Source organism: Haloarcula pelagica (assembly GCF_030127105.1).
Classification (GTDB): Archaea; Halobacteriota; Halobacteria; order Halobacteriales; family Haloarculaceae; genus Haloarcula; species Haloarcula pelagica.
On the sequence record NZ_CP126161.1, the window covers coordinates 3,379,534 to 3,405,649 of the forward strand.

Annotated in this window: 26 protein-coding genes and 1 pseudogene; 9 read left to right on the forward strand and 18 right to left on the reverse strand. The window is 67.6% G+C overall.

The genetic code is table 11. The features are described from left to right. Positions 1–19: 19 nt before the first annotated feature. From P1L40_RS17850 to P1L40_RS17870, 5 genes are read right to left on the reverse strand one after another with little or no spacing between them, the layout of a single operon-like run. The gene (locus P1L40_RS17850) at positions 20–532 is read right to left on the reverse strand and encodes a TspO/MBR family protein (RefSeq protein ID WP_284009024.1); all 513 of its coding nucleotides are present in this window, start codon (positions 530–532) and stop codon (positions 20–22) included. Between the two features lie 40 nt (positions 533–572). Continuing rightward, positions 573–1,343, reverse strand: a complete 771-nt coding sequence (locus P1L40_RS17855; protein WP_284009025.1) for an SDR family NAD(P)-dependent oxidoreductase — start codon at positions 1,341–1,343, stop codon at positions 573–575. 37 nt (positions 1,344–1,380) lie between these two features. Further along, positions 1,381–2,319 carry a DNA replication complex subunit Gins51 gene (locus P1L40_RS17860; RefSeq protein ID WP_284009026.1) on the reverse strand — a complete coding sequence of 313 codons (939 nt, stop codon included), beginning with the start codon at positions 2,317–2,319 and terminating at the stop codon, positions 1,381–1,383. Next, complete coding sequence (gene priS, locus P1L40_RS17865; protein ID WP_284009028.1) at positions 2,316–3,494, reverse strand: DNA primase small subunit PriS; 1,179 nt, start codon at positions 3,492–3,494, stop codon at positions 2,316–2,318. Before priS ends, P1L40_RS17860 begins: the two co-directional genes overlap by 4 nt. Before the next feature lie 39 nt (positions 3,495–3,533). Further along, positions 3,534–4,013: a GNAT family N-acetyltransferase gene (locus P1L40_RS17870; protein ID WP_284009029.1), complete on the reverse strand. Its 480-nt coding sequence runs from the start codon at positions 4,011–4,013 to the stop codon at positions 3,534–3,536. 132 nt (positions 4,014–4,145) lie between these two features. Between P1L40_RS17870 and P1L40_RS17875 the strand changes: the two genes are divergently transcribed. Then, positions 4,146–5,243 (forward strand): DoxX family protein, encoded by a 1,098-nt coding sequence (locus tag P1L40_RS17875; RefSeq protein ID WP_284009030.1) that lies wholly within the window; start codon positions 4,146–4,148, stop codon positions 5,241–5,243. A gap of 1 nt (position 5,244) precedes the next feature. Here the strand turns inward: P1L40_RS17875 and P1L40_RS17880 are convergent, their stop codons facing one another. Further along, positions 5,245–5,676 (reverse strand): type IV pilin domain-containing protein, encoded by a 432-nt coding sequence (locus P1L40_RS17880; RefSeq protein WP_284009031.1) that lies wholly within the window; start codon positions 5,674–5,676, stop codon positions 5,245–5,247. Between the two features lie 89 nt (positions 5,677–5,765). Between P1L40_RS17880 and P1L40_RS17885 the strand changes: the two genes are divergently transcribed. Continuing rightward, a complete protein-coding gene (locus P1L40_RS17885; RefSeq protein ID WP_284009032.1) occupies positions 5,766–6,617 on the forward strand; it encodes an eIF2B alpha/beta/delta subunit family protein in 852 nt (283 codons plus the stop codon). 2 nt (positions 6,618–6,619) lie between these two features. Here P1L40_RS17885 and P1L40_RS17890 read toward each other — a convergent pair whose 3' ends face one another. Further along, a complete protein-coding gene (locus P1L40_RS17890; RefSeq protein ID WP_284009033.1) occupies positions 6,620–6,814 on the reverse strand; it encodes a DUF8106 domain-containing protein in 195 nt (64 codons plus the stop codon). 113 nt (positions 6,815–6,927) lie between these two features. Then, on the reverse strand, positions 6,928–7,662 hold the full coding sequence (locus P1L40_RS17895) for a proteasome assembly chaperone family protein (RefSeq protein WP_284009034.1): 735 nt from the start codon (positions 7,660–7,662) through the stop codon (positions 6,928–6,930). Between the two features lie 77 nt (positions 7,663–7,739). On the opposite strand from P1L40_RS17895, the gene P1L40_RS17900 reads away from it, so the two are divergent. Beyond that, on the forward strand, positions 7,740–8,732 hold the full coding sequence (locus tag P1L40_RS17900) for a mechanosensitive ion channel family protein (RefSeq protein WP_284009035.1): 993 nt from the start codon (positions 7,740–7,742) through the stop codon (positions 8,730–8,732). Here the strand turns inward: P1L40_RS17900 and P1L40_RS17905 are convergent. Next, positions 8,696–9,136 carry a universal stress protein gene (locus P1L40_RS17905; RefSeq protein WP_284009036.1) on the reverse strand — a complete coding sequence of 147 codons (441 nt, stop codon included), beginning with the start codon at positions 9,134–9,136 and terminating at the stop codon, positions 8,696–8,698. The genes P1L40_RS17900 and P1L40_RS17905 overlap by 37 nt on opposite strands. Before the next feature lie 32 nt (positions 9,137–9,168). Then, positions 9,169–10,529 (reverse strand): annotated as a pseudogene (locus tag P1L40_RS23590) (bifunctional metallophosphatase/5'-nucleotidase). Between the two features lie 71 nt (positions 10,530–10,600). On the opposite strand from P1L40_RS23590, the gene P1L40_RS17920 reads away from it, so the two are divergent. Beyond that, entirely contained in the window at positions 10,601–10,840 is a 240-nt protein-coding gene (locus P1L40_RS17920; protein WP_284009038.1) for a DUF5816 domain-containing protein, read from the forward strand. 19 nt (positions 10,841–10,859) lie between these two features. Here P1L40_RS17920 and P1L40_RS17925 read toward each other — a convergent pair whose 3' ends face one another. The 7 genes from P1L40_RS17925 to P1L40_RS17955 all read right to left on the reverse strand — a co-directional run bounded on the left by P1L40_RS17925 (position 10,860) and on the right by P1L40_RS17955 (position 19,552). Then, on the reverse strand, positions 10,860–11,756 hold the full coding sequence (locus P1L40_RS17925) for a phosphoribosyltransferase HisG-related protein (protein WP_284009039.1): 897 nt from the start codon (positions 11,754–11,756) through the stop codon (positions 10,860–10,862). A 39-nt stretch (positions 11,757–11,795) separates the two neighbouring features. Beyond that, complete coding sequence (locus tag P1L40_RS17930) at positions 11,796–13,022, reverse strand: hypothetical protein (RefSeq protein ID WP_284009040.1); 1,227 nt, start codon at positions 13,020–13,022, stop codon at positions 11,796–11,798. Positions 13,023–13,101: 79 nt separating this feature from the next. Further along, entirely contained in the window at positions 13,102–13,932 is an 831-nt protein-coding gene (locus P1L40_RS17935) for an MBL fold metallo-hydrolase (RefSeq protein ID WP_284009041.1), read from the reverse strand. A gap of 43 nt (positions 13,933–13,975) precedes the next feature. Next, positions 13,976–15,289 (reverse strand): MFS transporter, encoded by a 1,314-nt coding sequence (locus P1L40_RS17940; protein WP_284009042.1) that lies wholly within the window; start codon positions 15,287–15,289, stop codon positions 13,976–13,978. A 65-nt stretch (positions 15,290–15,354) separates the two neighbouring features. Beyond that, positions 15,355–18,456, reverse strand: a complete 3,102-nt coding sequence (locus tag P1L40_RS17945; RefSeq protein ID WP_284009045.1) for an FAD-binding and (Fe-S)-binding domain-containing protein — start codon at positions 18,454–18,456, stop codon at positions 15,355–15,357. A 43-nt stretch (positions 18,457–18,499) separates the two neighbouring features. Beyond that, a complete protein-coding gene (locus tag P1L40_RS17950; RefSeq protein WP_276221497.1) occupies positions 18,500–18,634 on the reverse strand; it encodes a DUF7128 family protein in 135 nt (44 codons plus the stop codon). An 81-nt stretch (positions 18,635–18,715) separates the two neighbouring features. Next, a complete protein-coding gene (locus P1L40_RS17955) occupies positions 18,716–19,552 on the reverse strand; it encodes a bacteriorhodopsin (RefSeq protein WP_284009047.1) in 837 nt (278 codons plus the stop codon). Positions 19,553–19,821: 269 nt separating this feature from the next. Between P1L40_RS17955 and P1L40_RS17960 the strand changes: the two genes are divergently transcribed. Genes P1L40_RS17960 through P1L40_RS17970 form a run of 3 tightly spaced genes read left to right on the forward strand, consistent with a single transcriptional unit; the run spans position 19,822 to position 21,834 of the window. Continuing rightward, positions 19,822–20,070 (forward strand): sulfurtransferase TusA family protein, encoded by a 249-nt coding sequence (locus P1L40_RS17960; RefSeq protein WP_284009048.1) that lies wholly within the window; start codon positions 19,822–19,824, stop codon positions 20,068–20,070. Then, positions 20,067–21,212, forward strand: a complete 1,146-nt coding sequence (locus P1L40_RS17965; RefSeq protein ID WP_284009050.1) for an NAD(P)/FAD-dependent oxidoreductase — start codon at positions 20,067–20,069, stop codon at positions 21,210–21,212. Before P1L40_RS17960 ends, P1L40_RS17965 begins: the two co-directional genes overlap by 4 nt. Before the next feature lies 1 nt (position 21,213). Continuing rightward, complete coding sequence (locus tag P1L40_RS17970) at positions 21,214–21,834, forward strand: YdeI/OmpD-associated family protein (RefSeq protein ID WP_284009052.1); 621 nt, start codon at positions 21,214–21,216, stop codon at positions 21,832–21,834. 163 nt (positions 21,835–21,997) lie between these two features. On the opposite strand, the gene P1L40_RS17975 is transcribed toward P1L40_RS17970, so the two are convergent. Then, the gene (locus P1L40_RS17975) at positions 21,998–22,222 is read right to left on the reverse strand and encodes a YgaP family membrane protein (RefSeq protein ID WP_284009054.1); all 225 of its coding nucleotides are present in this window, start codon (positions 22,220–22,222) and stop codon (positions 21,998–22,000) included. A gap of 140 nt (positions 22,223–22,362) precedes the next feature. On the opposite strand from P1L40_RS17975, the gene P1L40_RS17980 reads away from it, so the two are divergent. Further along, positions 22,363–24,474: a CDC48 family AAA ATPase gene (locus P1L40_RS17980; RefSeq protein WP_284009055.1), complete on the forward strand. Its 2,112-nt coding sequence runs from the start codon at positions 22,363–22,365 to the stop codon at positions 24,472–24,474. Positions 24,475–24,547: 73 nt separating this feature from the next. Continuing rightward, entirely contained in the window at positions 24,548–26,080 is a 1,533-nt protein-coding gene (locus P1L40_RS17985) for an aldehyde dehydrogenase family protein (protein ID WP_284009056.1), read from the forward strand. Positions 26,081–26,116 lie beyond the last annotated feature (36 nt).

Below are 26,116 nucleotides of genomic sequence, written 5' to 3' on the forward strand. Positions count from 1 at the left end.
GGCTAGCGAGCGACACCGCTCAGTTCAGCACGACGAACCGGTAGTTCAACAGGACCGCGAAGCTCACCCACAGGAAGTACGGGACGAGCAGCCCGCCGGCCCGGCGATCGATCCGCCAGAACGTCCAGAGTGTCGGCACCAGCACGAGCCACAGGCCCGCGACGACGGCGAGGGCGACGGTGAGGTCCTGGGCCGAGAAGAACGTCGGCGTCCACGCGACGTTGACGGCCATCTGGGCGACGAACAGCCGGAGCGCGACGACCCCCCGAGTCGTCGTCCGGGCGTCCCGCCAGACGACGTACAGCGCGACTCCCATGAGCGTGAACAACAGCGGCCAGACCACGCCGAACACCCACGGCGGCGGGTAGATCGCGGGCTTGGCGAGCGACTGAAACCACGCCGTGTTCGGCCCGCCGAGTACTGCCGGCAGCGCGCCGACGACGTTGACGAGGACGACGGCCACGACGGCGCCCGGGAGGTCGCCTCTGTCGAGTGTCGGCCGCCGCCGACCGGTTTCGTCGTGGTCGCTCATGCCCGTGGTAGGTGACGGGTCCGGATAGATGTCCCGTTCGTCAGTCCAGCGCCATGCCGCCGTCGACGCGGAGCACTTCGCCGGTGACGAACTCGTGGGTGAGCAGGAACCGGACGGCGCTCGCCACCTCCGCCGGCTGGGCGGCGTAGCGGTCCAACAGCGTGTCGACCGTCTCGTGGCCACGGAACCGCCGCTCCTCCAGGGACTCGACGATGGCGTCGTTCATCGGTGTCTCGACCGGTCCCGGCGCGACGACGTTCGCCCGCACGCCCTCGGGACCGAGTTCGCGAGCCAGCCCTCTGACGTACCCCTCCAGCCCGCTCTTGGACGCGGCGTAGGCCGTGTCGACCGTTCCCAGGGTCGCCGCGACGCTGGAGACGGCGACGACTGCCCCGCCCTCGCCGGCCCCGGTGTCGGTCCCCGTCTGCAGCCGCTCGACGGCCGGTCTGAGGACGTTCGCGGCGCCGGCGACGTTGACCGCCAGGTGTCGGTCCAGGTCGGTCGCCGTCTGCTGGTCGACCGCACTGGAGTCGGTGTAGCCGGCACAGGTGACGACCGCGCCCAGCGGCCCGAGTTCGGCCCCGGCACCGACGAGGTCGGCGGCTGCGGACTCGTCGGTCACGTCGGCCTCGACGGCGCGAGCGATCACGCCGTGGGATTCGGCACGCTCGACGGCGGTCGTCGCGCTCTCCTCGTCCGTGTGATAGCCGACCGCCACGTCCGCGCCGGCGCGGGCGAGGGCCGCGACGACCGCCCGCCCGATCGGTCCCGACCCCCCGGAGACGACCGCGGCGCTGTCTGTCAGGTCCATAGCGGTCGTCGGGAACGGCCGGACAAAGCGGTTGCGTTCACTCCAGCGGTTCGGCCGCGTCCTGCTCGACGAGGGGGTCGGCGTTGTCGGCCGGCAGCGTCACCACGTCGTCGGCCGAGAGGTCGTACTCGCGCTGGTCGACGCCGAGTATCTCGCCCACGTCGGCCGTGATCCGGACCGTCCGGCGGTCGACGGTCGTCTCGCCGCCGTCCGGTTCCGGCCGCGGGTCGGCCGTGGAGTGGGCGGCCGATTCGCCCCGCGGGTCCGACTCCGACGGCGGGGACTGCTCGGGTGGCTCGTCGTCCGCGACGACTGCGGCCTCGTGTGCCGGCCGGTCGGTGCCGTCGTCGGTCCCCGAGGCGGCGTCGGGACCGTCGTCGGACCGGCCCGAATCACCGCCCATCAGGTCCGCCGCGTCGACGCTCGGCTCTGGTGTCTGTTCGGAACTGGGCTCGTCCGGCTCCGCGGTCCCCGTCTCCCGATCCGCCGTCGGCGACCGCTGTTCGGTCCCGCCCGTCGATTCCGCACTCGCGTCGGCGCTCCCGGTGTCCGGGCTGGACTGTTGCCCGTCGACGGCCCCGGTGGGGGCCTCGCCGGCGATGACATCCAGCACGTGCTGGCGGTTGTCCTCGATCGCCGTCACGAGCGTCTCGAACAGGCCCCGTTCCTCCTGTGTCAGTCCGCCGTCCTCGGTAGGCATGTCCGCCGCCGCCAGCGAGGCCATCTTGACGATCTTCCCGACACGGCGCTCGTAGATCGCCTCGACGGTCTGTTCGGCGGTCTTGATGTCGTCGGTGAGGCGGTTGACCTCCGGGGCGTCGAATGGGTCCTCGGCGCGTTCGGCCGCGCGCTCGCGCTCCTCCCGGAGCTGGTTGACGAACTGGCCAGCCTCCTCGTAGAACGTGGGGCGCAGCTGCTGGAGCTGGTCCGTCTGGCGCTCCCGGGACTGCACCGACTGGAGTTCGTCGAGGTTCATTCCTGGCTTTTCTCGGCTCTGCCGCGGGCCATCAGGAAGACGCCCACGGCCTCTGGTACCGTTACCTCTCTTTCCTCCAGTGTAAAAGTATCGCCGTCGAGCTCGACCCGGCCGCCGTCTGTCACTTCGACGGTGATCTCGTGGCCGCGGAACGTCTCGGGCACCGCATCGACCAGCGGATCGAAGGCGTCGATCTCGTCGCGGTCGATCCGTCTGACCGCCAGTCCGCTCCCGCCGTGGAGCGATCCCGGGAGTCTGATCAGCCGGTTGGTGTCCGTCGTCACCGGTTCGTCGATCGGCGCGTTGTCGGCCGCGACGGCCTCGTGGACGACGAGTTTCGCCAGTTGGAACACCGCCGGGTGGACATCGATGTTGCCGGCTTCGAGTTCCTCGTAGTTGTTCCGGGCCGCGGTGAGGGCGGCCTCGGCTTTCCCCTCGCCGATCCGGTCGTACTCCCGGAGCCGTGCGACGGCCTCGCTTTCCTCCATCGCGAGCACCTCGTCGAACAGCGAGAGGAGGTGTCGGTGGGCGCGGGCGCTCCACCCGCCGCTGGTGTCGAGCAGCCGTTTCTGTGCCGGACTGGACCGCCCGGCGGTCCCCGCGACGGCCTCGGCCGAGACGAGTTCGTCGAACTCCAGTCCGATCCCGCGGACGTAGTCGACGATCTCGCGGCGAGCGTTCCGTTCCAGTGGCTTGACACCCTCGTCGCGGACGTGGACGTGGTAGCCCCGCCCGCCCGAGAAGACGACTGTCAGATCCTCGAAACCGAAGTCGTCTTCGAGGAAGTCGAGCAACCTGAGTAAGGCGTCCTTACACTTCGCGAGCATCTCGGCGTAGCTGTCCTCGCCGAGCGTGACCGACGGCAGGTGGTCGGCGTCCAGGTCGAAGACGAGGTCGGACGAGCGCCACCCTTTCGCGCTCATCTGGGAGGCGCTTGGGTCGTCGTACCGACCGGCCGAGAAGTAGACGTGTCGGGGGCGGTCGCGTCCGAGGAACCCCTCGATGTCACCCAGGTCAAGCAGCGACTCGTGGCGGATCATCGTCTCCCCCGGACCCTCCGTCCACGGGATGTACCCCCACTCGCGCTCGTTCGCGGCCGGCGGCGGCGTCACCGACGCCTGTCGGTAGTGGTCGCCAAAGCGGCCTCTGAGATAGGTACGGGTCCGCCCTTCCATCGGCTACCGGGTTGGGGTGGTCGACTCAAAAGGGTTCCCTTACCTGCGCAGTAGGTTCGTCAGTTTCTCCGTAATGGAGTCCTCGCCGAGTTTCAGGTAGTAGGCGTCGCCGCCGTCCTCGTAGTAGTCGTCGATCCGGCGTCGGACCTCGAAGCCGATGTGCGTGTAGAACTCGATGGCCTCCCGGTTGGTCGTTCGGGCGTGACAGGTCACACTCCCGTAGTCCTCGGCCACGCGGGCGACCAGGCGCTTCCCGAACCCGTGGCCACGGTAGTCGCTGTCGACGGCCAGAAAGAGGATGTAACCGTCGCGTCGGACCGACGCGAACCCGACCAGTCGGTCCTCAGAGCGGTCGATGTAGAGGTAGACCCGGGACCGCCGGTAGGCGTTCTGGAAGAAGCCCCGCCGCTGTCTGAGGACCCCCTCGGACTCGCGGATCGACTCCTTGAGGCGCCAGGCTGCACCGACGTAGTCGTCGTCCCCTCTGTCGACGACCTGTGTTTCGACGTTGACGCTCACTGCCACGTCTATAGCAGTGGGGCGAATATAATTCCACCGACGGCGCCGAATACCGGGGATCTCAGTCGCGTACACGGTCACGCAGTTTTCGCGGTCAGACAGGGTTAGGTGTCTTCGGCCCGTGGGTTGGGTATGTCCGTTGTGCTGTCTACCGGTGGTCTCGGCCTGCCGGGGCTGTGGGCGGCGCTCGCCCGGCGACCGCTGGCCCACGTCGACTACGTCACCGACGGTCCCGGGGCCGCGATCGACGCCGTCCAGTTCGCCCTCGAAGTACTCTCGAACCCGTTCAACGCAGCCGTACTCGCGGTGTCGGCCCTCGCTGTGGCCGGCGGGGCGGCGGCGTACCTCTGGGTGCGACCGACGATCACCGACATCGTCATCCTCCGGGAGAAACTCGCGGGCTACACCGACCTCGTCCCGTGGATGATCCGCCTGAGCGTCGGGCTTCCGCTCGTCGGGGCGGGCTTTCAGGGGTATCTGTTCGCGCCCACGATCACTTTCGACACGGCCGCGAACCCTCTGGTCAGGCTCCTGTTTATCGGGCTCGGCTTTTTCATCCTGTTCGGGCTGGCGACCCGCATCGTCTCCGCTATCGGGCTCGGAACGTACGTCTCTGCGCTGTTTCTCGATCCTGGGGTCGTCCTCGCGCTAGAGTACGTGCCCGCCTTCGTCGCGCTACTGATCCTGGGGGGCGGACGGCCCAGTGCCGACGACATGCTCCAGGCCGTCGCCAGTACCGAGGGAACCTACTACGGGCGCGTCGACCCGGTCCATCTCCTCAAGGGGTTCCTCGACCGGCGCACCCAACCGTACCGCCGGTTCGTCCCGACGATCGTCCGGGTCGGCATGGGCCTGTCGTTCATCTATCTCGGGTTGATCCAGAAGCTCGCCCAGCCGGGCAGCGGCCTGCTCGTGGTCGAGAAGTACGATCTGACCGCGGTCGTCCCGGTCGACCCGGGGCTGTGGGTGCTCGGTGCCGGACTGACCGAGATCGCGGTCGGCGTGGCGCTGATCGTCGGGCTGTTCACGCGCGGGGCCGCCGCCGCGTCGTTCGTCCTCTTTACGACCACGCTGTTCGGGCTTCCGGACGACCCGGTACTGGCACACGTCGCGTTGTTCGGCCTCGCTTCGGCGATCTTCACGATGGGGGCCGGACCGCTCTCGCTGGACTACGCGATCGGACGCCCCGCCGAGGAACCCGACGAGAGCGCGGGCCTCGCGGCCGACTGAGTCAGCCGCCCGACCACTCGTCGAGTTGCGTCCGGTTCCCGCTCGTGTTGTAGTAGATCGTGACTGTGTCCTGCTGGGCCACGCCGGCGCCGTAGGCGTTGCCCGAACTCAACTGCGCGATGTCACCCGGACCGACCAGCGCCGACTCGTTCGTGTTCGCTACTTCCGCCCAGGTGACCGTGTTCTGTGGCCCTTCGAGTTCGAGCGTGCCGGCCTCGAACTCGTCGCCCTGGCTGTGGGTGATCAACAGGAGGCTGCTGTCGCCGACGTAGTCGAACGTGAAGTTCGCCTGCGGGCCGGCGTCGGCCTGGGTGTCGAACACCAGCACGCTCAGCCCGACCGTCGCCGTCATCACGATGGTCATCCCGACGAGCACTGCGACGCCGATCGATTCGGACATCCCGACCGAGTCGCGCCAGAACTGGCCTCCCATTGGTGGTTGTCGGCCACGTACGCGAGCCCGCCTAAAGACCCTTCGGCCCAGGGGGAAGACACATATCGGTCCGGGACACAGCCCTCAACATGATAGACGAGACCGTCGAGCAGATCGAGGAGATGCAGACCCACAGCTCATCGGTCGTCGCCGTCAAGGCCGCCGAGGCGCTGCAGACGCTCACCGAGCGGGACTATCCCACCGTCGACGAGTATCTCCGGGCGCTCGAACGGAACAGTAGCGCACTCCGTCGTGCCAACCCCTCCCACGCGTCGCTGTACACGACCCAGCGACGGATCGTCCAGGAGGTGACCGAGGCGGACCCGGGCGATGTCGAGACAGCGAAAGAACTGACCCGGTCGGCCGTCGACGCCGTCGTCCGAGATGTCGAGACGGCAAAGGAGGAAGCCGCCGCGCGGGCGGCCGACCTCATCGTCGACCACGACGTATTGTTCACCCACGAGTACTCCTCAACGGTCCTGGACGCCATCGACAGGGCGCTGGCCGATGGGGCGTCCTTCGAGGTGTACGTCACCGAGTCCAGACCGCGCTACATCGGCCGGAAGGCGGCCCGGAAACTCGCCGACCGTGACGGCGTCGACGTGACGCTCATCGTCGACAGCGCCGCCGGCCACTACCTCCCGGAGGCCGACCGCGTGCTCGTCGGGATGGACTGTATCGTCGAGGGGACGCTGTACAACCGGGTCGGGACCTACCCCATCGCGGCGACGGCCGCCGACGTGGGTGTCCCGGTCACCGTCGTCGGGGCGGCCGCAAAGTTCGCCGAGGGGGCCTTCGCCTTCGAGAACGATTTCCGGTCCCCGACCGAAGTGATGCGGGAGCCTGCAGAAGGGTTCACCGTCGCCAACCCGGCCTACGACGCGACGCCGACGCGATTGCTCGATTCGGTCGTCACCGACGAGGGCGTCACCGAGTACTGAACTTACCGGTCTGTCACGACAGCGTCACAGACCGGGCAGTAGCGCCGCTCGCGGTCCTCGTCCCGGCGGAGCAGCCAGTCGCCACCCACCGGACTCTCGTGCCCGCACTCGGCACAGAACAGCACGCCTTTCTGGCGAGCCTGGGACGGACCCCCGGACTGTGCCCGGTCGAGCGAGTAGGTATCGGTGGCAGTCATCACTGTAACACAGTTCCTCTACCGGGAAATACCTGTTGGGGAATTGTTTGATTATTCAGTCACGTCTGGCCCGAACGTTTAGTAACGACCCTGATAAACCAACATGCATAGTCTTACATGTACATTCTATCGTCGGGCATCACGTCTTCCTCCGCCGCGTCCAGTCGCTCGGCCAGCGCCTGATAGTGGGCCTCGACGTTCGCGGCGAACGCCTCCAACGGCCCGGTGTCGGTATCGAGATCGTGGGCGGCGGCCAGCGCGTCGAGCAGGCGCAGTGCCGCTGGGGCGTCGGGTGCTTGCGCGTGAACGGGCGTGGTGAAGACGCCTACGTCGAGCGGGTCCCGTTCGATCCCGCGGTCGAGCAGTTCGGCCGGCAGACCGTCCAGAAAACCGTTCCCCATCGGTCGGATGTCGGTCCCGTCGAGGAACGACGCTCTGTACCCCTCGGTCGCGATGTAGAACGGAACGTGGTCGTCCGGGCCGTGTGCCATCGGGACACCCGACAGCACCGCCACTGTCTCGGTCTCGGCCGTGTGACAGAGCGCCTCGATCGCGTCGGCGACGCCAGCGGCCGCGTCGACGGTCACCATCCGCTCGCCGACGACCACGCCGAACGACCGCTCGTCGTCGACGTACAGCCGAGTGTGGTGTCGCGGCACGCCGTCCCGGAACGGTGTGATCGGCGGCGGCCCGCCACCGGTCAGGTAGCCTACCTGCTCCATCGGACGCTGATCGGTGAGGTAGTCGACGGCGGTCAGCCCGGCCAACCCGTACGCCGAGACACCGACGACGAGCGTATCGACCGATTCGACAGATTCACCGAGTTCGAACCGCGGAGTCTCAGCCATACCGTCCCCTCAGTGGGCGCGTGCTAATCAATTACGGAGGGGGAACGTTTTTCTCGGGTGGTCGTACACAGATAGATATGGCCGCTGTCCCGTTGTTACAGGCGACGCCGACCCCCGATCCGTCGGCCACGACGTTTGGCGGCCTGCTCCCGGTCCCGATCCCGCTGTGGCTCGGCCAGATCCTCCAGACGCTCGTGGTGCTGGCCGGGGCGTATCTCGCCTCGCGGTTGGTCGTGCAACTCCTGGGCCGCCGGGTCGCACAGCGATTCAAACGGCCGAGTCTGACCCGGACGGTGCTCCGTAGCATCCGCGTGAGCGTCTTCCTGCTCGCCCTGCTCTCGATTATGAACATCTGGGGGCTCAACATCGGCGAGATCGGGCTCTCTGTCGCCGTGTTCTCGGCGGTCATCGGTGTCATCGTCGCGCCGATCGTCGGGAGTTTCGTCTCCGGCGTGTTCCTGCTCGCGGACCAGCCCTACGAGATCGGCGACATGGTCGAACTCTCGGACGCGGACCAGCGGGGGTTCGTCGAGGACATCACGCTTCGACACACGAAGATATTCACTCTCGACAACACGTTCCTGGTCATCCCCAACGGTTCGATGCGGGAACGGGACGTGGTGAACTACTCCGCCGAGGACTCACGGACGCGACTCTCGCTGGACGTGCTGGTCACCTACGAGAGCGACATCGACGAGGCGCGCCGGCTCGTCGAGGAGGCCGCACGCGAGGTCGACAACGTCATCGGCGGCGGGCCGAACATCCGGATCGGCTCGGCCCGGTACCCGTCCGCGCCGACGGCGTACATCAACACCTTCGGCGACCACGGCGTCCTCCTGACGCTTCGGTACTGGGTCACCGAACCGTACAAACTGCTCGCGGCCCGCTCGAAGGTCCAGACGAACGTCTGGGCTCGGCTGGACGACGCCGACGTGGAGATCGCCTACCCCCACTCACATCTGTACTTCGACGACACGAGCGGTCAGCTCCAGGTTTCGATGGACGGGCAGGCGGAACAACCGCCCGATCCGGCTCAGTTCTCCGAGGACGCCGAGTACCGCGAGGGCTGACTGTCGGGGCTGACGGTGACGATGTCACAGTCCAGTTCCTCCCGCAGGAACTGCTCGATGTTCGGATCGTCGACCAGCCGACGGATCATCTGGCGCCAGCGGCCGACCTGCTTGTCACCGATCACGACCACGTCGGCCTCCTGGGCCGCCACCTCGTCTAAGATCGTCTCCTCGACGAGCATCCCCGAGCGGACGACGTAGCGCGTCCGGGGGAGGTGACCGAACTCCTCTTCGACGGTGGCTTTGAGTGCCGACCGCGAGACGGTCTGTCCGTTCTGATAGAGGTTGACGTGCAACACCGTGAGCGCGGCGTCGGTGGATTCGGCGATCCGGATGGCTTCCGCGAGAGTGGCCCGCGAGTTCGCCGAGAGGGGATACCGGACCGGAACGACGACCTGTTTCATTGCTCGCAGATTCGACTGCCGGGGTTAAATCCCTAGCGGCGTAGGACCCGCCCTTCGACGGACGGGTCGATACCGACTTCCCTGGCGTACGCCGCCAGCACCTCGTACTGAAGCCGTCCGGTTTCGACGCGATGGGACTCGGTCAACACCGGGAACTCCATGGGCGAGGTGAGCAAGTAATCCGTCGTCGCCAGGGTGTACGTCCGGTCGTCCTCGACCGGGGAGCCGTCGACGCTGAGCCGCTCCACGCGGCGCTTCTCGCGGTTCCAGACGACCTCGACGCCGCTGAGATGGGCGTGCCACCAGGCCGAATCACCGTAGTCGACGACCTGGCCGCTGGCCTGCCGGCACAGTCGCCGGAGTTCCGCGCCGGTGAGGCGGGCGACGACGACCGGTTCCTCGAACGGGACGACCGAGACGAGGTCGGCGACCGTCACGGCCCCCGACAGCGGCGTCTCGTCGGTTCTGACCCCGCCGGCGTTCTGCAGGCCGATGTCCGCGCCCGTCTGCCAGCGATAGGCGTCCGCGACGAGGTTCCCGATCCGGCTCTCGCCGCCTTTGGTCGCCTGCCGGGACCGCGAGATCGGGTCCTCGACGTGGGCGACCGTCTCGGTCAGTCCGGACCGGGCGAGTCGCCCCTCGATGGCGCGGGCGACCGACTCGTCGTAGGCAGCCATCTCCTCGACCGTGCGGAACGCGGCAGCCGGCTCCGCCCCGTCGAGATCGACTTCGACCACGGTGTGCCCGTTCGACCCGGGCCGGGCCAGCAGCGTCCCGTCGACGTGTGTGATCCGCTGCTCGTGGACGTGGCCCCCGAGGATCACGTCCACGTCGCACTGGCTGGCGAGGTCGTCGTCGCCCCGACCGAGATGCGAGAGGACGACGACCCGCTCGGCGCCACGCGAACGCAGCGCCCCGGCGGCGTCTGCGACGGCCGACACCGGGTCGGTGACCGAGAGGGCGCCGCTCCGGGACTCGTCGCCTCGGCGTCGGGGGTGGTGACGCCGACGAAGCCGACCCGCGTCCCGTCGACGGTCCGGAGCGCCCAGGGTTCGGTCTCGTCCGCGGCGAAGCGGTTCCCATCCTCGCGGACGTTGGCCGTGAGCCACGTCTGTGGCGTCTTCCCGACGATCGCCCTGGTCGCGTCGACGCCGTGATCGAAGTCGTGGTTCCCGAAGGTCTCGAAGGCCGGGTCGACCGCGCCGAACAGCTCAACTGACTGCTGTCCGTCGGTCACGAGCGAGAGGACACCCGGACCGGTGTTGTCGCCGGTCCCGACCAGCAGCGAGTCGGGGCCGTCGAGCGCGTTCAGCGCACCGGCCAGGCGGGCCAGGCGATCCGGGTCGTCGTAGGCGTTTTCCACGTCGGAGTAGTGGAGGAGCCGCGGACTCATCGTCGGAGGGAGGGGGCCGAGGCGGATAGCCGTTCCGCAGTCGTTTAGCCGCTGGCGCGCCATCGGTCGGTATGGAACAGCGAACAGGACCGGACGGCGAGACGTTGTTCATCGACCGCGAGGACGGCGATATCGGTACGAAAGCACCGTTTTACGTCGTCTATCTGGACGCCGACCGCGAGCGCCGCTGGGGCTTTTTCTGTGGCAACTGCGAGACGTTCAACAACGCGATGGACTCGATGGGACGCATCCAGTGCAACGACTGTAGCAACCTCCGCAAGGCAGAAGAGTGGGACGCGGCCCACGAGTAGCGGCGGCGTGAGCGGGCCGTCAGACCGACTGCAGCGCCGTCGCCTCCGGCGCTTCGAACAACTCCGCGACCGCCGCCGAGGCGTCGGTCCGTTCGCTGGCGTTCTCTAACAGGACCGTCTCGCTGGGGAACAGCCGTTCGCCCAGTTCCAGCCCGTGGTCCCGCGCCGTCGAACCGGTCACGGTCAGATAGACGCCGATCCCGGTGGCGGCGATGTCGGCTTCCTCCTCGACGCCGCCCTCGGGGTAGGTGAAGCTGATCCCGTCGAGCGCCGCCGTCCCCAGCACTGCTTCGACCAGGCGCTCGTACCGCGGGGAGATACACAGCGCACCCTCGTAGCCGGTGACGAACTCGCGGTCGAGGGCGCCGTCCTGGCTGTCGATGACCTCGGGCGTCGCCAACAGCGTGTGATAGACGGTATCGCCCAGTCCGGTTACCACCCGCACGTCGGTGTCCAGCGGATCGATGCGGTCGTTGATCTCCCCGATACTCGTCAGCGGGTCGTCACGCAACTGGACGACCTCTTCGAGGACGAGGTCGGCGCTATCGAACCCGAGCGCGAACTCGTGGGTCCGCAGCGCCCGGAACGGTTCCTCCCGACCGACGAGCTGGACATCGCCCGCCGCTGTCGGGACGGTAACGCTGTCGAAGACGATCCGGCGGGGCATCCCGTCGCGGTCGTCCCGGAGCATCGAGAACTCCGGTTCGGTCCGGTCGGTCAGTGTCGAGTACGACGAGAGCCGGTCGTAGACGTTCCGGTCGGCCGACTGGTTGCCCTTGGTGACGGCCTTCTCGTAGCGCAGCGTCGAGATGATGTCGTCCGCCAGTTCGGTCGTCCCGGTCCGGGCGGCGAGCCGTTCGAGGACCGCTTCGAGAGGCCGCCCCTTGCGTGGAACGGCCACTCTAGTCGTCGTCATTGGGGAAAGCCACGACAGGGATCGGTAAAACGAGTTCGGTTAGTTGCCGCCGATGACCGACGAGAGTTGCTCGCGCCACTCGTTGAGTTCGACGATCTCCGATTCGAGGTCCGAGAGGCGCTCGTCGAGCTCGCCGTCGCCCATCTCCTCGCGCACCTGTTCGATCTCGGACTGCAGATCGGAGAGCTGCTCGTCGAGTTCGTCGACCTGGGTGTCGAACTCGTCGACATCGTCCTCGACGGTTCGGAGGCTGTTGCCGATGGAGTTGACCTCCGACTCCACCTCGTCGACCTCGTCTTCGACCTGGGACACCTCGCCTTCGAGGCGCTCGACCCCCGAGTTCGCCGTCTGTGCGGTCGAGCGGGCGCTCTCGATGTCGGACTCGAAGGAGTTCAGCTCCGTCTCGAACGCGTCGAGGCGCTGGCTGAACTCCTCGATCATCTCGTCGCCGGTGCCGTTCTCGTCGAGGAACGTTTCGAGCGCGTCCGTGTAGGCGCGCAGATCCGCGATATCCCCCTGTAGGCGCTCGATCTTCGCCTGCGTGGCCCCGTTCGAACTGCCGGCCCCGTCGTCCTCCGAGACCGCGTCGATCGCCCGCTTGAGGAGTTTCACGTCGTCGGGCGAGACGTTGCTGTTGCGGATCTCGTCTGCCATCGCGGCGACGACGGTCCCCTCGCCGACCTCCCCGTTCGTCGCTGCGTCGCCGCCCTCGGAGTCCCCCGAGTCGGCCGCGTCGTCGGTTTCGGGCGTGTCGGGGCTATTCGGGTCTTTCAGATCGAGCGTCTCGATGTCCTCGTCCTCATCCTCCTCTTCGAGCCCCGGCACGCTGTCTGCGTCGCCGGCGATGACATCCTTGACGGCGTCGTCGCCGCTGCCCACGAGGTCTTCCTCGTCCTCGTCCAGGGGCGGGTCAACGGTGTCGATCTCTGGTTCGGTGAGGAACTTCTCGACATCGTCGGTCCCGGTCGCGCGGATCCCGTACACGGTCGTGTACTCGGAGTCGGCCTGGACTTCCTTCTCGAAGGCGATGCGGTCCTCGTTGATATCCCAGTATTCGCTCCCGTATTCGGGATGAAAGCCCAGATCCTCGACGGCGACATCCTCCGGTACCGTGTCTACCAGTCGCAGCGTCACCGGCTCGGAGCGCTTCGACGCCACGTTGAACGCGATCGCCGGGACGGGGAACTCGTCGGCTTCGAACCGCTTGGTGACGATCACCCCGTCCGAACTGACCGTGACTTCTTCGTATGTTTGTGCATCACTCATGTATGGTAGTCCGTAACCCTACAGTATTAAATATGCATTGTATAGTTAATACGACATTACTGCGCCGATCAGCAGCCCCCTACAGATCGACTCGGTCGCCGATCTTCGCGACGGTCAGCGAGTCGGGGTAGGCGAAACTGCTGGCGTGGTTGTGCAGGACCGTCGGCTCGGTCGTCATCCCTTTCCACATGTCCCAGTGGCTCGGCAACAGCGTGTCCAACTGGAGTTCGTTGGCCGCCTGGACGATCATGTTCTCGTCGTTGTACCACTGCGTGCGGACCGGCTCGCCGGTCTCCTTGTCGTCGATGTTCCCGATGGCACCGAACGCCAGGACGCCCAGATCGATATCGTAGGCTTCCCCTACGGGGGCGAACTCACCGGGTCTGGCGTCGCCGCCGTGGAAGAAGGTGCCCGACTCGTGTTCGAAGACGTACGAGACGGGATGTTCGGCGTCGGGGTCGTTTGCCGGCTCGACGTGGACGGTGAGGTCGCCGATCTCGACCGTGTCGCCCTCCGTGACCTCGTGGAGCTGGTCGTCGGTGACCGACCAGTTCTTCGTCCAGCCCTCCTCGCGGATCACGTCGTGGCCGCTGTCGGTCGTGTAGTAGTCCGCACCCGTGCCCGCGAGGATCGGCGCCTGGGAGGGGCCGTGGACGTGGTCGACGTGCTCGTGGGTCCCGAGCACCGCGTCGGCTTCGATGACATCTTCGGGGTTGAACGGCACCGGGACCATCCGGACGGTCCGTGGCGGGTCCCCGATCCCGAGATACGGGTCGATAAACACCGTCGTGTCGCCGCTGGACTTGAGGATGAAGCCGTTACAGCCCAGATACCAGATCGCCAGTCCGTCGGGGTCGGCGGCCTCTACCTCGCGCAGGAGCCAGTCGTCCCAGTCAGAATCGACCGTCATACCGCTCTCTGCGCGGGGCTGTGGTTAAATCGTTACGGGTCGGTCAGTCGGCGACCCGCTCGATCCGGTCGTCGCCGCGCTCGACATCCGCGACCGGCGGGAGCGATCGGAGCGAGCCCGAACGGAGGATGTACGCCGTCCCGAGGAAGTTCGCCACGCCCAGTGCAACCAGGATCGCGACCGGGCCGACGACGGCCGCGACGGCACCGCCGACCAGTGATCCGAACGGGGTGGCGATGCCCTCAAGCGTCGTCATCGAACTGGTCACGCGGCCGATCATCTCCTCCGGGACGACCGTCTGGATCAGCGTGTCGAACAGGACGCTGTTGCCCCCGGAGTAGACGATCGCCAGCGCGAAGCACGCGACGATCGCGGGCGTCCACGTCGAGACGGCCGCACCGATCCAGGCCACCCCGGTCAGCACCGTCCCGCCGATCATCAGGTAGCCGTAGGGGACGCCGTCGAGTTTCGCCGAGAGGACCGAGCCCACCACAGCGCCGGCGGCAAGTCCCGACAGCAAGACGCCGTAGAGCCCGGAGCCGCCACGCAGCGCGGCGTAGGCCGGCAGGATCGCCAGCATCGCACCGGCGACGAAACTGACGAGGATACGAGGGACGATGATCGGGAGGAACGCCGTCCCGCGGAGGTACGAGAGGCCGTCACGGAAGTCGCCGACGTAGCCGCGGGTCCGCTCGCGGACGGTCTCCGGCGCTGTCTCCCCGTCGACCGCAGTCCCGTCGTCGGGAGTCCCCCCGTCCGTGGCGTCAGTGTGTGACTCCCGGTCCGGGAGCGAGAGCCCGGCGAACAGGACGATCGCGACCGCGAAGGTCACCGCGTCGACGAGCAACGCCCCGACGGCGCCCACCGCCGCTAGACCGACCAACACGCCGCCGACGGCGTTGAAGGTCATGTTGACGCCCTCGTGGGCCGTGTTGAAGACGGAGTTGGCGGTCGAGAGCTGTTCCGTTTCGACCGCGCGAGGGAGCGCCGACGACTGTGCCGGGTAGGTGACCTGGTTGACCAGCGCCGCCAGCGGGATGACGACGAGGACCACCTCCACCGAGAGGACGCCGAGCCAGTCGGCGACGGGGATCGTCGACACGAGCAGGGCCTGGATGGCCTGCGTCGAGACGAGCAACGTCCGGACCCGCAGGTCGTCGACCAGCGGGCCAACGAGGAACTGGAACATACCGGGAAGCATCACGAGAAACGACGCGATACCGGTGTAGACGGTCGAGCCGCCCAGATCGTGGACCAGCCACAGGGCGGCGACGTAGTAGATGCTGTCCCCCGCGTTCGTCACGAGGCGGCCGGCCAGCAGACGGAGGAAGGTCCGGTTCCGGAGGAGGGGGTGCACGCACCTCCATCTCTCACGGCCGTCAAAAAATGGTGAGGTTTTACACTACAGCTCGACGGACGATCTCAGGCGACCGCGTCGGCCAGGCGCTCGATCGGGTGGGGCGGTTCCTCGTCGTCACCCAGCGGCCGATCGGCGAGTTGGGTCCGACAGGACGCACCGGGTGCGACGACGGTGTCGCCGTAGCTCTCGGCGGTCTGCTCGTAGAGGATGCCGGCGATAGCTTTGCTCATCGAGTAGTGTTCGGCCTCGTAGCCGAAACTGCCGGCCATGCCACAACAGCCCGAATCGAGCGGGTCGACCTCGTAGCCGGCCCGCCGGAGGACGCCGACGGCGTGGTGGTCTTTCTTCGTCGCCTTCTGGTGGCAGTGTCCGTGGTAGCTCAACGACTCCTCGGGGGCCGACCAGTCGACGCCTGCGTCGAGCGCGAACCGGTCGAGGTACTCACAGACGCCGAAGCTGCTGGCTGCGACCGCCGTCGCCGCGTCGTCGTCGTGGCCCAGCAGGTCCAGGTAATCGGACTGGAACATCACGGCGTCGGAGGGTTCGACGACGACCACGTCCCACCCGGCTTCGACGCGGTCGGCGAGGGCGTCGACGTTCGTCCGCGCCCGTTCGCGGGAGGTGTCGAGAAAGCCCTTGGAATGGACCGCCCGGCCCGAGGCGGTCACGTCCTCGGGCACCGCGACGTGGACGCCGGCGGCCTCCAGTACCTCGACGGCCGCTCGCAGCACCTCGGGGTGGCTGTAGTTGTTGTAGGTGTCGGGGAACAACAGTGCACGCCGCTCGGCCTCGGCGGCCGGAACCGCTGGCTCGCGGCCGGCCCACCAGTCCTCGAAGGACTCCCGCCGGAACGTCGGCAGGTCCCGCTCGCGGGCGATACCCAGGGCCTTCTCGGCCACCAGATCGCTGCCCGGGAGCCGCTGGGCCCAGTTCGAGAGCGGGGCCAGCGCGCTGCCGACCTTCGAGAGCGTCTCGACGTTGGCAAAGACCTTGTCCCGGAGGCTAGCGCCGTGTTCCTGGTGGTGGGCGTGTTCGACTTCGGCTTTCAGCTTCGCCATGTCGACCTCGCTCGGGCAGTCTTTCGCACAGCCCTTGCAGCCGATACAGAGGTCCATCACCTCCGAGACGAACTCGTCGTCGGTCGGGTCGTCGGGCAGGTCCCCGCTCATGGCCGAGCGGAGCATGTTCGCCCGGCCGCGAGTCGCGGTCACCTCCTCGTCGGCGGCCCGGTAGGTCGGACACATCACGCCGCCGGTCGTCTCCTGGGGACCCCGACAGCCGCCACAGCCGTGACAGAGTTCGACCATCCCCTGCATCCCGTTCTCGGTGTCCCAGTCCAGTGCCGGGTCGAAGCCCGACTCGAACTCGTACTCCGGCGAGAACCGGAGGTTCTCGGTCATGTCGACCGTACGGGCCCGCGGGGGTGCCTCACCGGCCTCGACCGTCTCCTCGTCGACGCCGACGACCTGCCCGGGGTTGAGCAGCCAGTCGGGGTCGAACGCGGTCTTGAGGGACTGGAACACCGACCAGACGTGGTCGCCGTAGAGCTTGTGGTTCCACTGCGTCCGGGCGCGCCCGTCGCCGTGCTCGCCCGAGACCGATCCACCGTACTCCCGGACGAGGTCGGTCGCACCGTCGGCGATGGCTTCCATCTGCTCGACGCCCTCGACGGTCTTCGTGTTCACGAGCGGGCGGATGTGCAGACAGCCAGGGCCGGCGTGGGCGTAGAACGAGGCGAAGGTGCCTTCATCCTCCAGGAGGTCCTGGAAGTCGCTGACGTACTCCGGGAGGTTCTCCGGCGGGACCGCCGTGTCCTCGATGAAGCTGATGTGTTTGGCGTCGCTGGTCCGGCCCAGCAGGATCGGCAGCCCGGACTTGCGGAGCTTCCAGAACCGCTCGCGCTCGGCGTCGTCGTGGGCCTCGCGGCCGTGGAAGGCCCGAACCGGCGCAGCGGTCAACGCCTCGGCACCCTCCTGTGGGACGCCTACAGTGGAGACACCGCCCACGCGGTCGGCGAGCAGGTCCGCGACTTTCTGCTTGCCGGCGGCCGTGCTGTCGGCGTAGAACTCCACCAGGAGCACCGCGCCGGTCCCCGCCGGGACGATGTCGTCGACGAGGTCGCCGAACTCCCCGGTGTCGCCCGCCAGTTCCAGCAACACGTCGTCGAGTACCTCGACGGCGGCGGGGTCGTGTTCGAGGATCGGCGCCACGTCCTCCATCGCGGTCACGAGGTCTTCGAACGCCAGCAGGGCCAGCGACTTCGTCTCCGGGATCGGCTCCAGCGAGACGGTCGCCTCGGTGACGATCGCCAGCGTCCCCTCGCTGCCGGCCAGCAGCCGCGCCACATTGACGGTATCCGGCTCGCCGTACTCGCCCTCGACTTCTGCGATCAGGCGGTCGAGGTTGTACCCCGAGACGTTGCGTTTCAGATCGGGGAAGGCGGCGTCGATCTCCTCGCGCTCCGTGTCGAGAATCCGGACCAGTTCGGCGTAGATCCGCGCTTCGAGGTCGCCGTCCGGGTCGGCGGCCGCCCGGAGTTCGTCGACGGTCGCCTCGCCGAACGTGGTCACCGTCCCGTCCGCGAGGACGACCTCACAGGCCTCGACGTAGGCGTCGGTCTTGCCGTACTGCAGCGAGTGTGCGCCGGTCGAGTTGTTCCCGATGGCCCCGCCCAGCGCGGACTTGTCCCCCCAGGCGGGATCGGGGGCGAACTTCAGATCGTGTGCGGCGAGTTCGGCGTTCAGGTCGCCAAGCGTCGTCCCGACCTCCGCGACGGCCCGCCGCTCGTCCGGATCGACCGCGACCAGATCGTCCATGTGTCGCGTGAAATCCAGGACGACGGCTTCGTTGACGGCCTGGCCGGCCAGGCTCGTCCCACCACCCCGCGGGAGCACTGGGATCTCCCGCTGTGCGCAGTAGGAGACGACCGCGGCCACGTCGTCGGTCGACCGGGGGTAGACCACCCCGACCGGTGTCATCTCGTAGGCGCTTGCGTCGGTCGCGTACAGTTCCCGGGAGTAGTCGTCGAACCGAACCGTCCCCTCGATGCGCTCGGCGAGGTCCGCGACGAGCGCCGGCCGGGCGACGCTGTCGGACTGGTGGTCGTAGTCGGCCCGTTCGTCGCTGGCCGGCTCGCCGCGTGGCCCCTGCTCGGTTGCGCCCATGCCCGGGCCTTCGGACGGGACGACGTTATTCTGTCGGCTACCGTTACTGGATGTAGGAGGGGTCCTCGTCGTCGCAGTTGGACTCGTGCTGGCGGGCGTCGTCCTGGTCGTCGAACATGAGGCCACAGGACTCACACTCGTACCAGGTCATCCCGTCCCGTTCGGTAGCGACTACCATACGTGCACCTCCGAGAGCCTGGCGTATATCATTTTCCCGTGACAGGACGGTGGGGGACCGCGATGGACGGGACCGGCGGCGTCAGTCGTCGGCGGGTGCCGCGTCGGTGCCGGTGCCCCGCCGCGTCGAGGCGACGGTCCGTTCGTTCGCGGCGACCCACCGCAACAGGAGGAAGGCGAACACGTACTTCGCGAGGATGTCGAGCGCGGAGTAGCCCCAGGAGGTGAGTCCGACCGACTGGACGACCGCGAGGCCCTCGACGCCGAGCGCCCAGATGATCGGGTAGCCCAGCCACAGCACGACCGTCAGCACCCGGAGGGTCCCGAAGATCTCGTCGGTACCGGCCGCCTCTGCGGCCGCCGACCACTCGACCAGGAGGGCGTACAGCACGACGACGAAGAACGTACAGCTGACGACGTAGAACAGCCAGCGGAACAGGTACGAGGACGTGACCAGCGCCGCGGCGAGACCGGTCACACACATCCCGATGTCGGCGGCGATGACCGTAAAGAGGCTGCTCCGATCCACGTCGGCCAGCAGTCCCAGCGCGAGCAGGATCATCGGCGTCGAGAGCGCCCAGGTGAGATACCGACCCCACTGGCTCATGACCTCCTGGCCGGCCAGCGCGTGTCCGGCCGGCATCTCGATGAATCCGACCGTCAGCCCGGAGGCCAGTCCCAGGTAACTAGAGATCGATACCAGCGGGATCAGCAGCGTCGCCCCCCAGATGAAGCGCGCGCGGTCGCTGGTGACTCCCCGACCCATGTACACGAACAGGAGGATCGACAGCCCCGCGAGGGCGATGTTGACCCACAGCGACGAACTCAGTAACGCGTCGTTCTGTATCTGTGAGAACGCGTCCGTCTGTGTCGCCTGTAACAGGATTGTGCTCACGCCGATTGTGGTTAGCGGTAGCATACGACTACTAATTCAGGCGGCGAACAGATAAACGCAGAATCTAACTGGTATCACTTACCCCCAGAACTCCGGTTGATCGATCGCCCGTGAGGAGTCGGAGAGCGGTTCATTGTCGAGTGTCGACAGAGTCCGTTCGTCTCTGTCGACGGTGCCTGTTCCCGGCCGACGCCAGCCCTGGGGTCCGACAGGGCAGAGAGTTACTATTCTATAGTATTGGGAATAGCCTACACTATTATACCGCCCGACTACCTACGACCATACGAGTGTCCATGACTACCGAACAGACCAACGCCGAGGCAGACCAGATCGTCGACGCCCGCGGTTCCACCTGTCCAGGCCCACTGATGGACCTCATCGGCGCGCTCCGTGGGGTCGATGCCGGTGCGGTCGTCGCCCTGTTGAGCGACAACGAGAACTCGACGACCGAGGTTCAAGAGTGGGCCGACGAGGCTGGAAACGAGGTGACGGACATCGTCGACGAAGGAACCCACTACCGGATTCACGTGGAGAAACGATGACCGAACACATCGCCATCGTCGGCGGCGGGACCGGCGGAACGGTGCTAGCGAACACCCTCGCGGAGAAACTCGGAACGGAACTCGACACCGGGGCCGTCCGGATCACCCTGTTCAACGACGGGCCGGACCACGTCTACAAGCCGGTGTGGCTCTACGTCGCGTTCGGCCAGCGGGAGCCCGCAGACGGCCGCCGACCGCTCCGCGAAGTCGTCGACGACCGGGTCGACATCCGGCAGGACTACGTCCTCGATGTCGACCACGGGCGCCGGGAGCTCGAACTCCAAACGGTCGTCGATCCGGTCGCGTACGACAAGCTCGTCGTCGCGACGGGAGCGAAACTCGCCCCAGAGCAGGTGCCGGGACTCGCCGAGGGAGCCCATCACTTCTACGGCGAGGACGGTGCCCAGGCTCTCAGAGACGAGTTGCTCACGATGGAGGGGGGCCACGTCGTGCTGAGCGTCGTCGGAACCCCGCACATGTGCCCGGCGGCGCCGTTGGAGTTCACGTTCATGCTCGACGACTGGCTCCGTGAACGGGACCGCCGCGACGAGTTCGAGATCACCTACACGTATCCGATCATGCGCGTCCACGGGAACGAACAGATCGCGGCGTGGGCCGAACCGCGACTCGAAGCGCGCAACGTCGCCGTCGAGACGATGTTCAACGCCGAGGCGGTCGACCCGGACGCGGGCGCCATCACCGCGATGGAGGGGACGACGCTCGACTACGACCTCCTCGTCGCCATCCCGCCCCACACCGGAAGTGACTTCGTCGAATCGGCCGGCCTCGGGGACGGCGGCTGGGTCGATGTCGACAGGCACACGCTCGAAGCGACCGGCTTCGAAGACAGCTACGCAATCGGCGACGCCGCACAGACTGGTGTCCCGAAGGCCGGGAGCGCCGCCCACTACCAGGCCAACGTCGTCGCCCAGCGTCTCGCTAGCGAGGTCAGAGACCGGCCCGCGACCGCGGTCTACGACGGCAAGACCCTCTGTTTCATCGAGACCGGGATGGACGACGCGACCTTCGTGGAGTTCGACTACGAGACGCCGCCGAGCCCCGGGGAACCGACCCGCGCCCTGCACTGGTCGAAACTCGCGTACAACGAGTCGTACTGGCTGACTGCACGGGGGTTGCTCTGAGATGACCGAACAGCAGCCCTCGCCCGACGGTGTGCCGGACGACCTGGCCGCCGCTATCGAGGAGAACCCGGCGGCCTTTGCCATGTTCGTCCGGAACCTCGAGACGGTCAACGAGTTGCTCGAAGTCGCAGACCTCGGAGCCGCGGCGCTGGACGACGAGATGGTCGCGGCGCTGTCCCGGACCGGCGAGCGCGTTGCGGCGTCCGCCGACGCAGCCGCGACCGACGGGACCGTTGACCTCGCAACCGCCGTCGGCGAGAACGGTGAAACCCTCGGTGACGCCGTCGAGGCGCTCGCTCGCCTCCAGCGCAGCGGTGCACTCGACGACGTTGTCGAGCTCGCCGAACTCGCGTCGCTGGTGACGGCCGCTCTGGACGACGAGATGGTGACATCGCTGGCCGGGACCGGCGGGTCGCTGGGCGAACTCGCGGACTCCGCCGCCGCGGACGACACCCGAACCGCGCTTCAGAGGCTCCTCGCGGCGCTCGGTGACGCCCACAGGAACGGGCCGGTCGACCGGTCGGACATCTGGAGTGGGTTCCGGAACGGTGAGTTCTTCGCCGCCATCGGTTACGTGCTCTCGATCCTCCGCTCGCTCGGACGTGCGGTCACGGACCGATGACGAGCCAGCCGCTTTGACCGGCGGGACCTGCCATCCTGGCGGGGCAGTCCGGTACGGTCGGGCTGTTGCCTATCGCTGTCGACGATAGAGCGGTAGCCAGCCCGCTGGACGGCGAGGGGCGACGACATCGGTCGGCCGTTCACGGCTGCGGTGAGAGCGAGTACTACCGCGTGTCGACCGAACAGGTGTCGACACCCAGCACGGAGTACAGCCCGCAGAACCCCGTGATTCCTGTGACGAGGAGTATCAGTGACGCGATACCGAACACGGGTGCGAGGATCGCCGGAAGCGCAACGACGCTCCCGAGTACACCGAGCGACAGCAGTCCAGCCACCGCGCCAGTGAGCACTCGAACCGTCTTGTCCGCCGAACCGACGTTTCGTGCCATACGTGGCGTGTCGGCCGCGATGGTAATAAATCTTGTATTGTGCACTACTCCCAAAACATACTCTGTCCGGGGCCACGGATGTCGGTCTGTCTGCCGACACAACGGGAACGCTGAAGAACCTCGACCGGCTACGGAGCGGCATGAACGGGTCCCCGGACGGCGGTATCGAACTCACGGTGGAGGGAGCGAACAAGCGCGACGCCGGGCGCGGCATCGCGCGACTCCCCGAGTCCGTGCGAAGCAGGCTCGGCGTGCTGAGCGGTGACCCCGTCATCGTCGAGGGCACGAAGATGACCGTGGTGAAGGTGTGGCCGGCCGACGACAGCGGTCAGTTCGTCCGGGTCGACTCGGACACCCGGGCCAACGCCGGCGTCAACATCGGTGACACCGTCACCGTCCGACAGGGCTCGGTGACGGAAGCGGTCGACATCACCGTACAGCCGGCCGACCCCCTCCCCGGCACCGAGGAGTACGAGCACACCGTCCGCTCGCGGCTGGTCGACCGGATGGTCCAGGCCGGCGAGCGGGTCCACGTCGACGGCCTCGGCACCTTCCTCGTCCGGTCGACGACGCCCGACGAGTCCGTCCGGGTCACCGACCGGACGACCGTCACAGTCCTCCCGCGGACGAACGACGGCGGCGGGGCCGGGAGTCCCGACCAGACGGACTCGGCCCCCTCCTCCCAGGCCGAGACCGACACCGGCGTCAGCTACGAGGACATCGGTGGCCTCGACGACGAACTCGACCGTATCCGCGAGATGATCGAGATGCCCCTCTCCGAACCGGAGCAGTTCCGCCGGCTGGGCATCGACCCGCCGAAGGGCGTCCTGTTACACGGCCCGCCCGGCACCGGGAAGACGCTGATCGCCCGCGCGGTCGCCAACGAGGTCGACGCCTACTTCGACACCATCTCCGGCCCGGAGATCGTCTCGAAGTACAAAGGCGAGAGCGAGGAACGGCTTCGGGAGGCGTTCGACCGCGCGACCGCGAACGCCCCGTCGATCCTGTTCGTCGACGAGATCGACTCCATCGCCGGCTCCCGCGACGAGGACGCCGACATGGAGAACCGCGTCGTCGCGCAACTACTGACGCTGATGGACGGGCTCGAAGACCGCGGCCGCGTGGTCGTCATCGGCGCGACGAACCGCGTCGACGCCGTCGATCCGGCGCTGCGCCGCGGCGGCCGGTTCGACCGCGAGATCGAGATCGGCGTCCCGGACGAGCCCGGTCGCCGCGAGATCCTGGATGTCCACACCCGCGGGATGCCCATGGCCGAGGATGTCGACCTCGACCGGGTGGCCGCACAGACACACGGGTTCGTCGGCGCCGACCTGGCCTCGCTGACGACAGAGGCGGCGATGGCGGCGCTGCGCCGGGAACACGACGATCCGGACGTGACCGGCCCCGACTTCGACACCGCGATGGCGACGGTCGAACCCAGCGCGATGCGGGAGTACGTCGCGGAGTCCCCGACGGTGACCTTCGAAGACGTGGGTGGCCTCGACGAGGTCAAACAGACGCTCACCGAGGCCATCGAGTGGCCGCTGTCCTACGGCGAGTTGTTCGCGGCGACCAACACCGACCCGCCCAGCGGCATCCTGCTCTATGGCCCGCCCGGGACCGGGAAGACGCTGCTGGCCCGTGCGGTCGCCGGCGAGAGCGGCGTCAACTTCATCCACGTCGCCGGCCCGGAGATCATGGACCGCTACGTCGGCGAGAGCGAGGAAGCCGTCAGGGAACTGTTCGAGCGCGCCCGCCAGACCGCGCCCAGCATCATCTTCCTGGACGAGATCGACGCCATCGCCAGCCACCGCGGCGACGGCAACGAGGTGACCGAACGGGTCGTCTCCCAACTGCTCGCCGAACTCGACGGGATCACCGAGAACCCTAACGTCGTCGTCCTCGCGGCGACGAACCGTCGTGACATGATCGACGACGCGCTCTTGCGCCCGGGCCGACTCGAACAGCACGTCGAGGTCCCCAACCCCGATCAGGCCGCCCGCGAGGAGATCCTCGCGGTCCACGCCGCCGACAAGCCCCTCGCCGCGGACATCTCGTTGCCGGACATCGCGAGCGAGACGCCCGATTTCTCGGGTGCCGAACTAGAGGCGGTCGTCCGCGAGGCGTCGATGCTGGCGATCCGCGAGACCGCCGCGGAACTGGGGCCCGAGGAGGCCACCGAACGGGCCGACGAGGTCGAGATCACCGCCGACCACTTCCAGCGGGCACTCGACCGCGAGCGGGAACGCTGAGCCGACCGGCAGCCCACCGTTCGTGGGGCGTGTTGACGCATCCCTTTTGCCCGTGGCACACTAACTAGGTGCTATGACAGGTCAGTCAGACAGCGAGTTACACCACTACGTCGGCGGCGAGTGGGTACCGAGCGATGCGGGGGAGACCTTCGAGACGGTCAACCCGGCCACCGGCGACACCGTGGCGACGGTCCACCGGGGATCGGCGTCGGAGATCGACCGGGCGGTGACCGCCGCCCGCGAGGCCGCCGCCGACTGGCGCGCCCTGTCGTACATCGACCGGGCGGCGTTCCTCTGGGAGATCTACCACGAACTCCGCGAACGGACCGGCGAACTCGGTGCGATGGTCTCCCGGGAGTGTGGTAAGGAGATCAGCGAGGGGCGAGCGGACGTGGTCGAGGCCGCCCACATGGTCGAACTGGCCGCGGGCAACGCTCGCCACCCCCACGGCGACGTGGTCCCCTCCGAGGTCGCCAGCAAGGACTCGTACATGCGCCGGCGCCCGCGGGGGGTCGTCGGCTGTATCACCCCGTGGAACTTCCCGGTCGCCATCCCGTTCTGGCACATGGCGACCGCGCTGGTCGAGGGCAACACGGTCGTCTGGAAGCCCGCCGAACAGACGCCCTACTGCGCCCAGATCGTCGCGGAGATGTTCGACGACACCTCGATCCCCGATGGCGTCTTCAACCTCGTGCAGGGCTACGGCGACGCCGGCAACGCCGTCGTCGAGGACGACCGCGTCGACACCGTCCTGTTCACCGGGAGCGCACAGGTCGGCCACAGCATCGACGAGGCCATCGGTGGCCGGCCGGGCCGGAACGCCTGCTGTGAGATGGGCGGCAAGAACGCCATCGTCGTCACCGAACACGCCGATCTGGACATCGCCGTCCACTCGGCGGTGATGTCCAGTTTCAAGACGACCGGCCAGCGGTGTGTCTCCAGCGAGCGCCTGTTCGTCCACACCGACGTGTACGATGCGTTCAGGGAACGGTTCGTCGACCTGGCCGAGCGCGTGACCGTCGGCGATCCGCTGGAGGAGGAGACGTTCATGGGACCGCTCGTCGACCGCGAGCAGGTCGAGAAGTTCGGCCGCTTCAACGACATGGTTCGGAACGCCGAGGCGACGGTGCTCGTCGACCGCGAGGACCTCTCGGCCGAGGAACTCCCCGCGGGTCACGAGGCGGGTTTCTGGGTCGGCCCGTTCGTCTACGAGGTCTCGCCCGACACCGACCTCTCGGCGTACCACCAGGAGGTGTTCGGCCCGCACGTCGCCCTGGTCGAGTACGAGGGCGACATCGAGCGGGCGGTCGCGCTCCAGAACGACACCGACTACGGCCTCGCAGGCGCCGTCGTCTCGGAGGACTACCGGCAACTGCACTACTACCGCGACCACGCCGAGGTCGGCCTGGCCTACGCGAACCTCCCGTGTATCGGCGCGGAAGTGCAGTTGCCCTTCGGCGGCGTCAAGCGGTCCGGAAGCGGGCCGCCCCACGGCCGCGAGGTCATCGACGCCGTCACCGAACGGACGGCGTGGACGCTCAACAACTCGAAAGAGATTCGGATGGCACAGGGACTCTCGGCCGACATCGCCACTGACGAGGAGTGAGAGAAAGGCTGTCCGGACAGCCTTCGGCGGACGAGC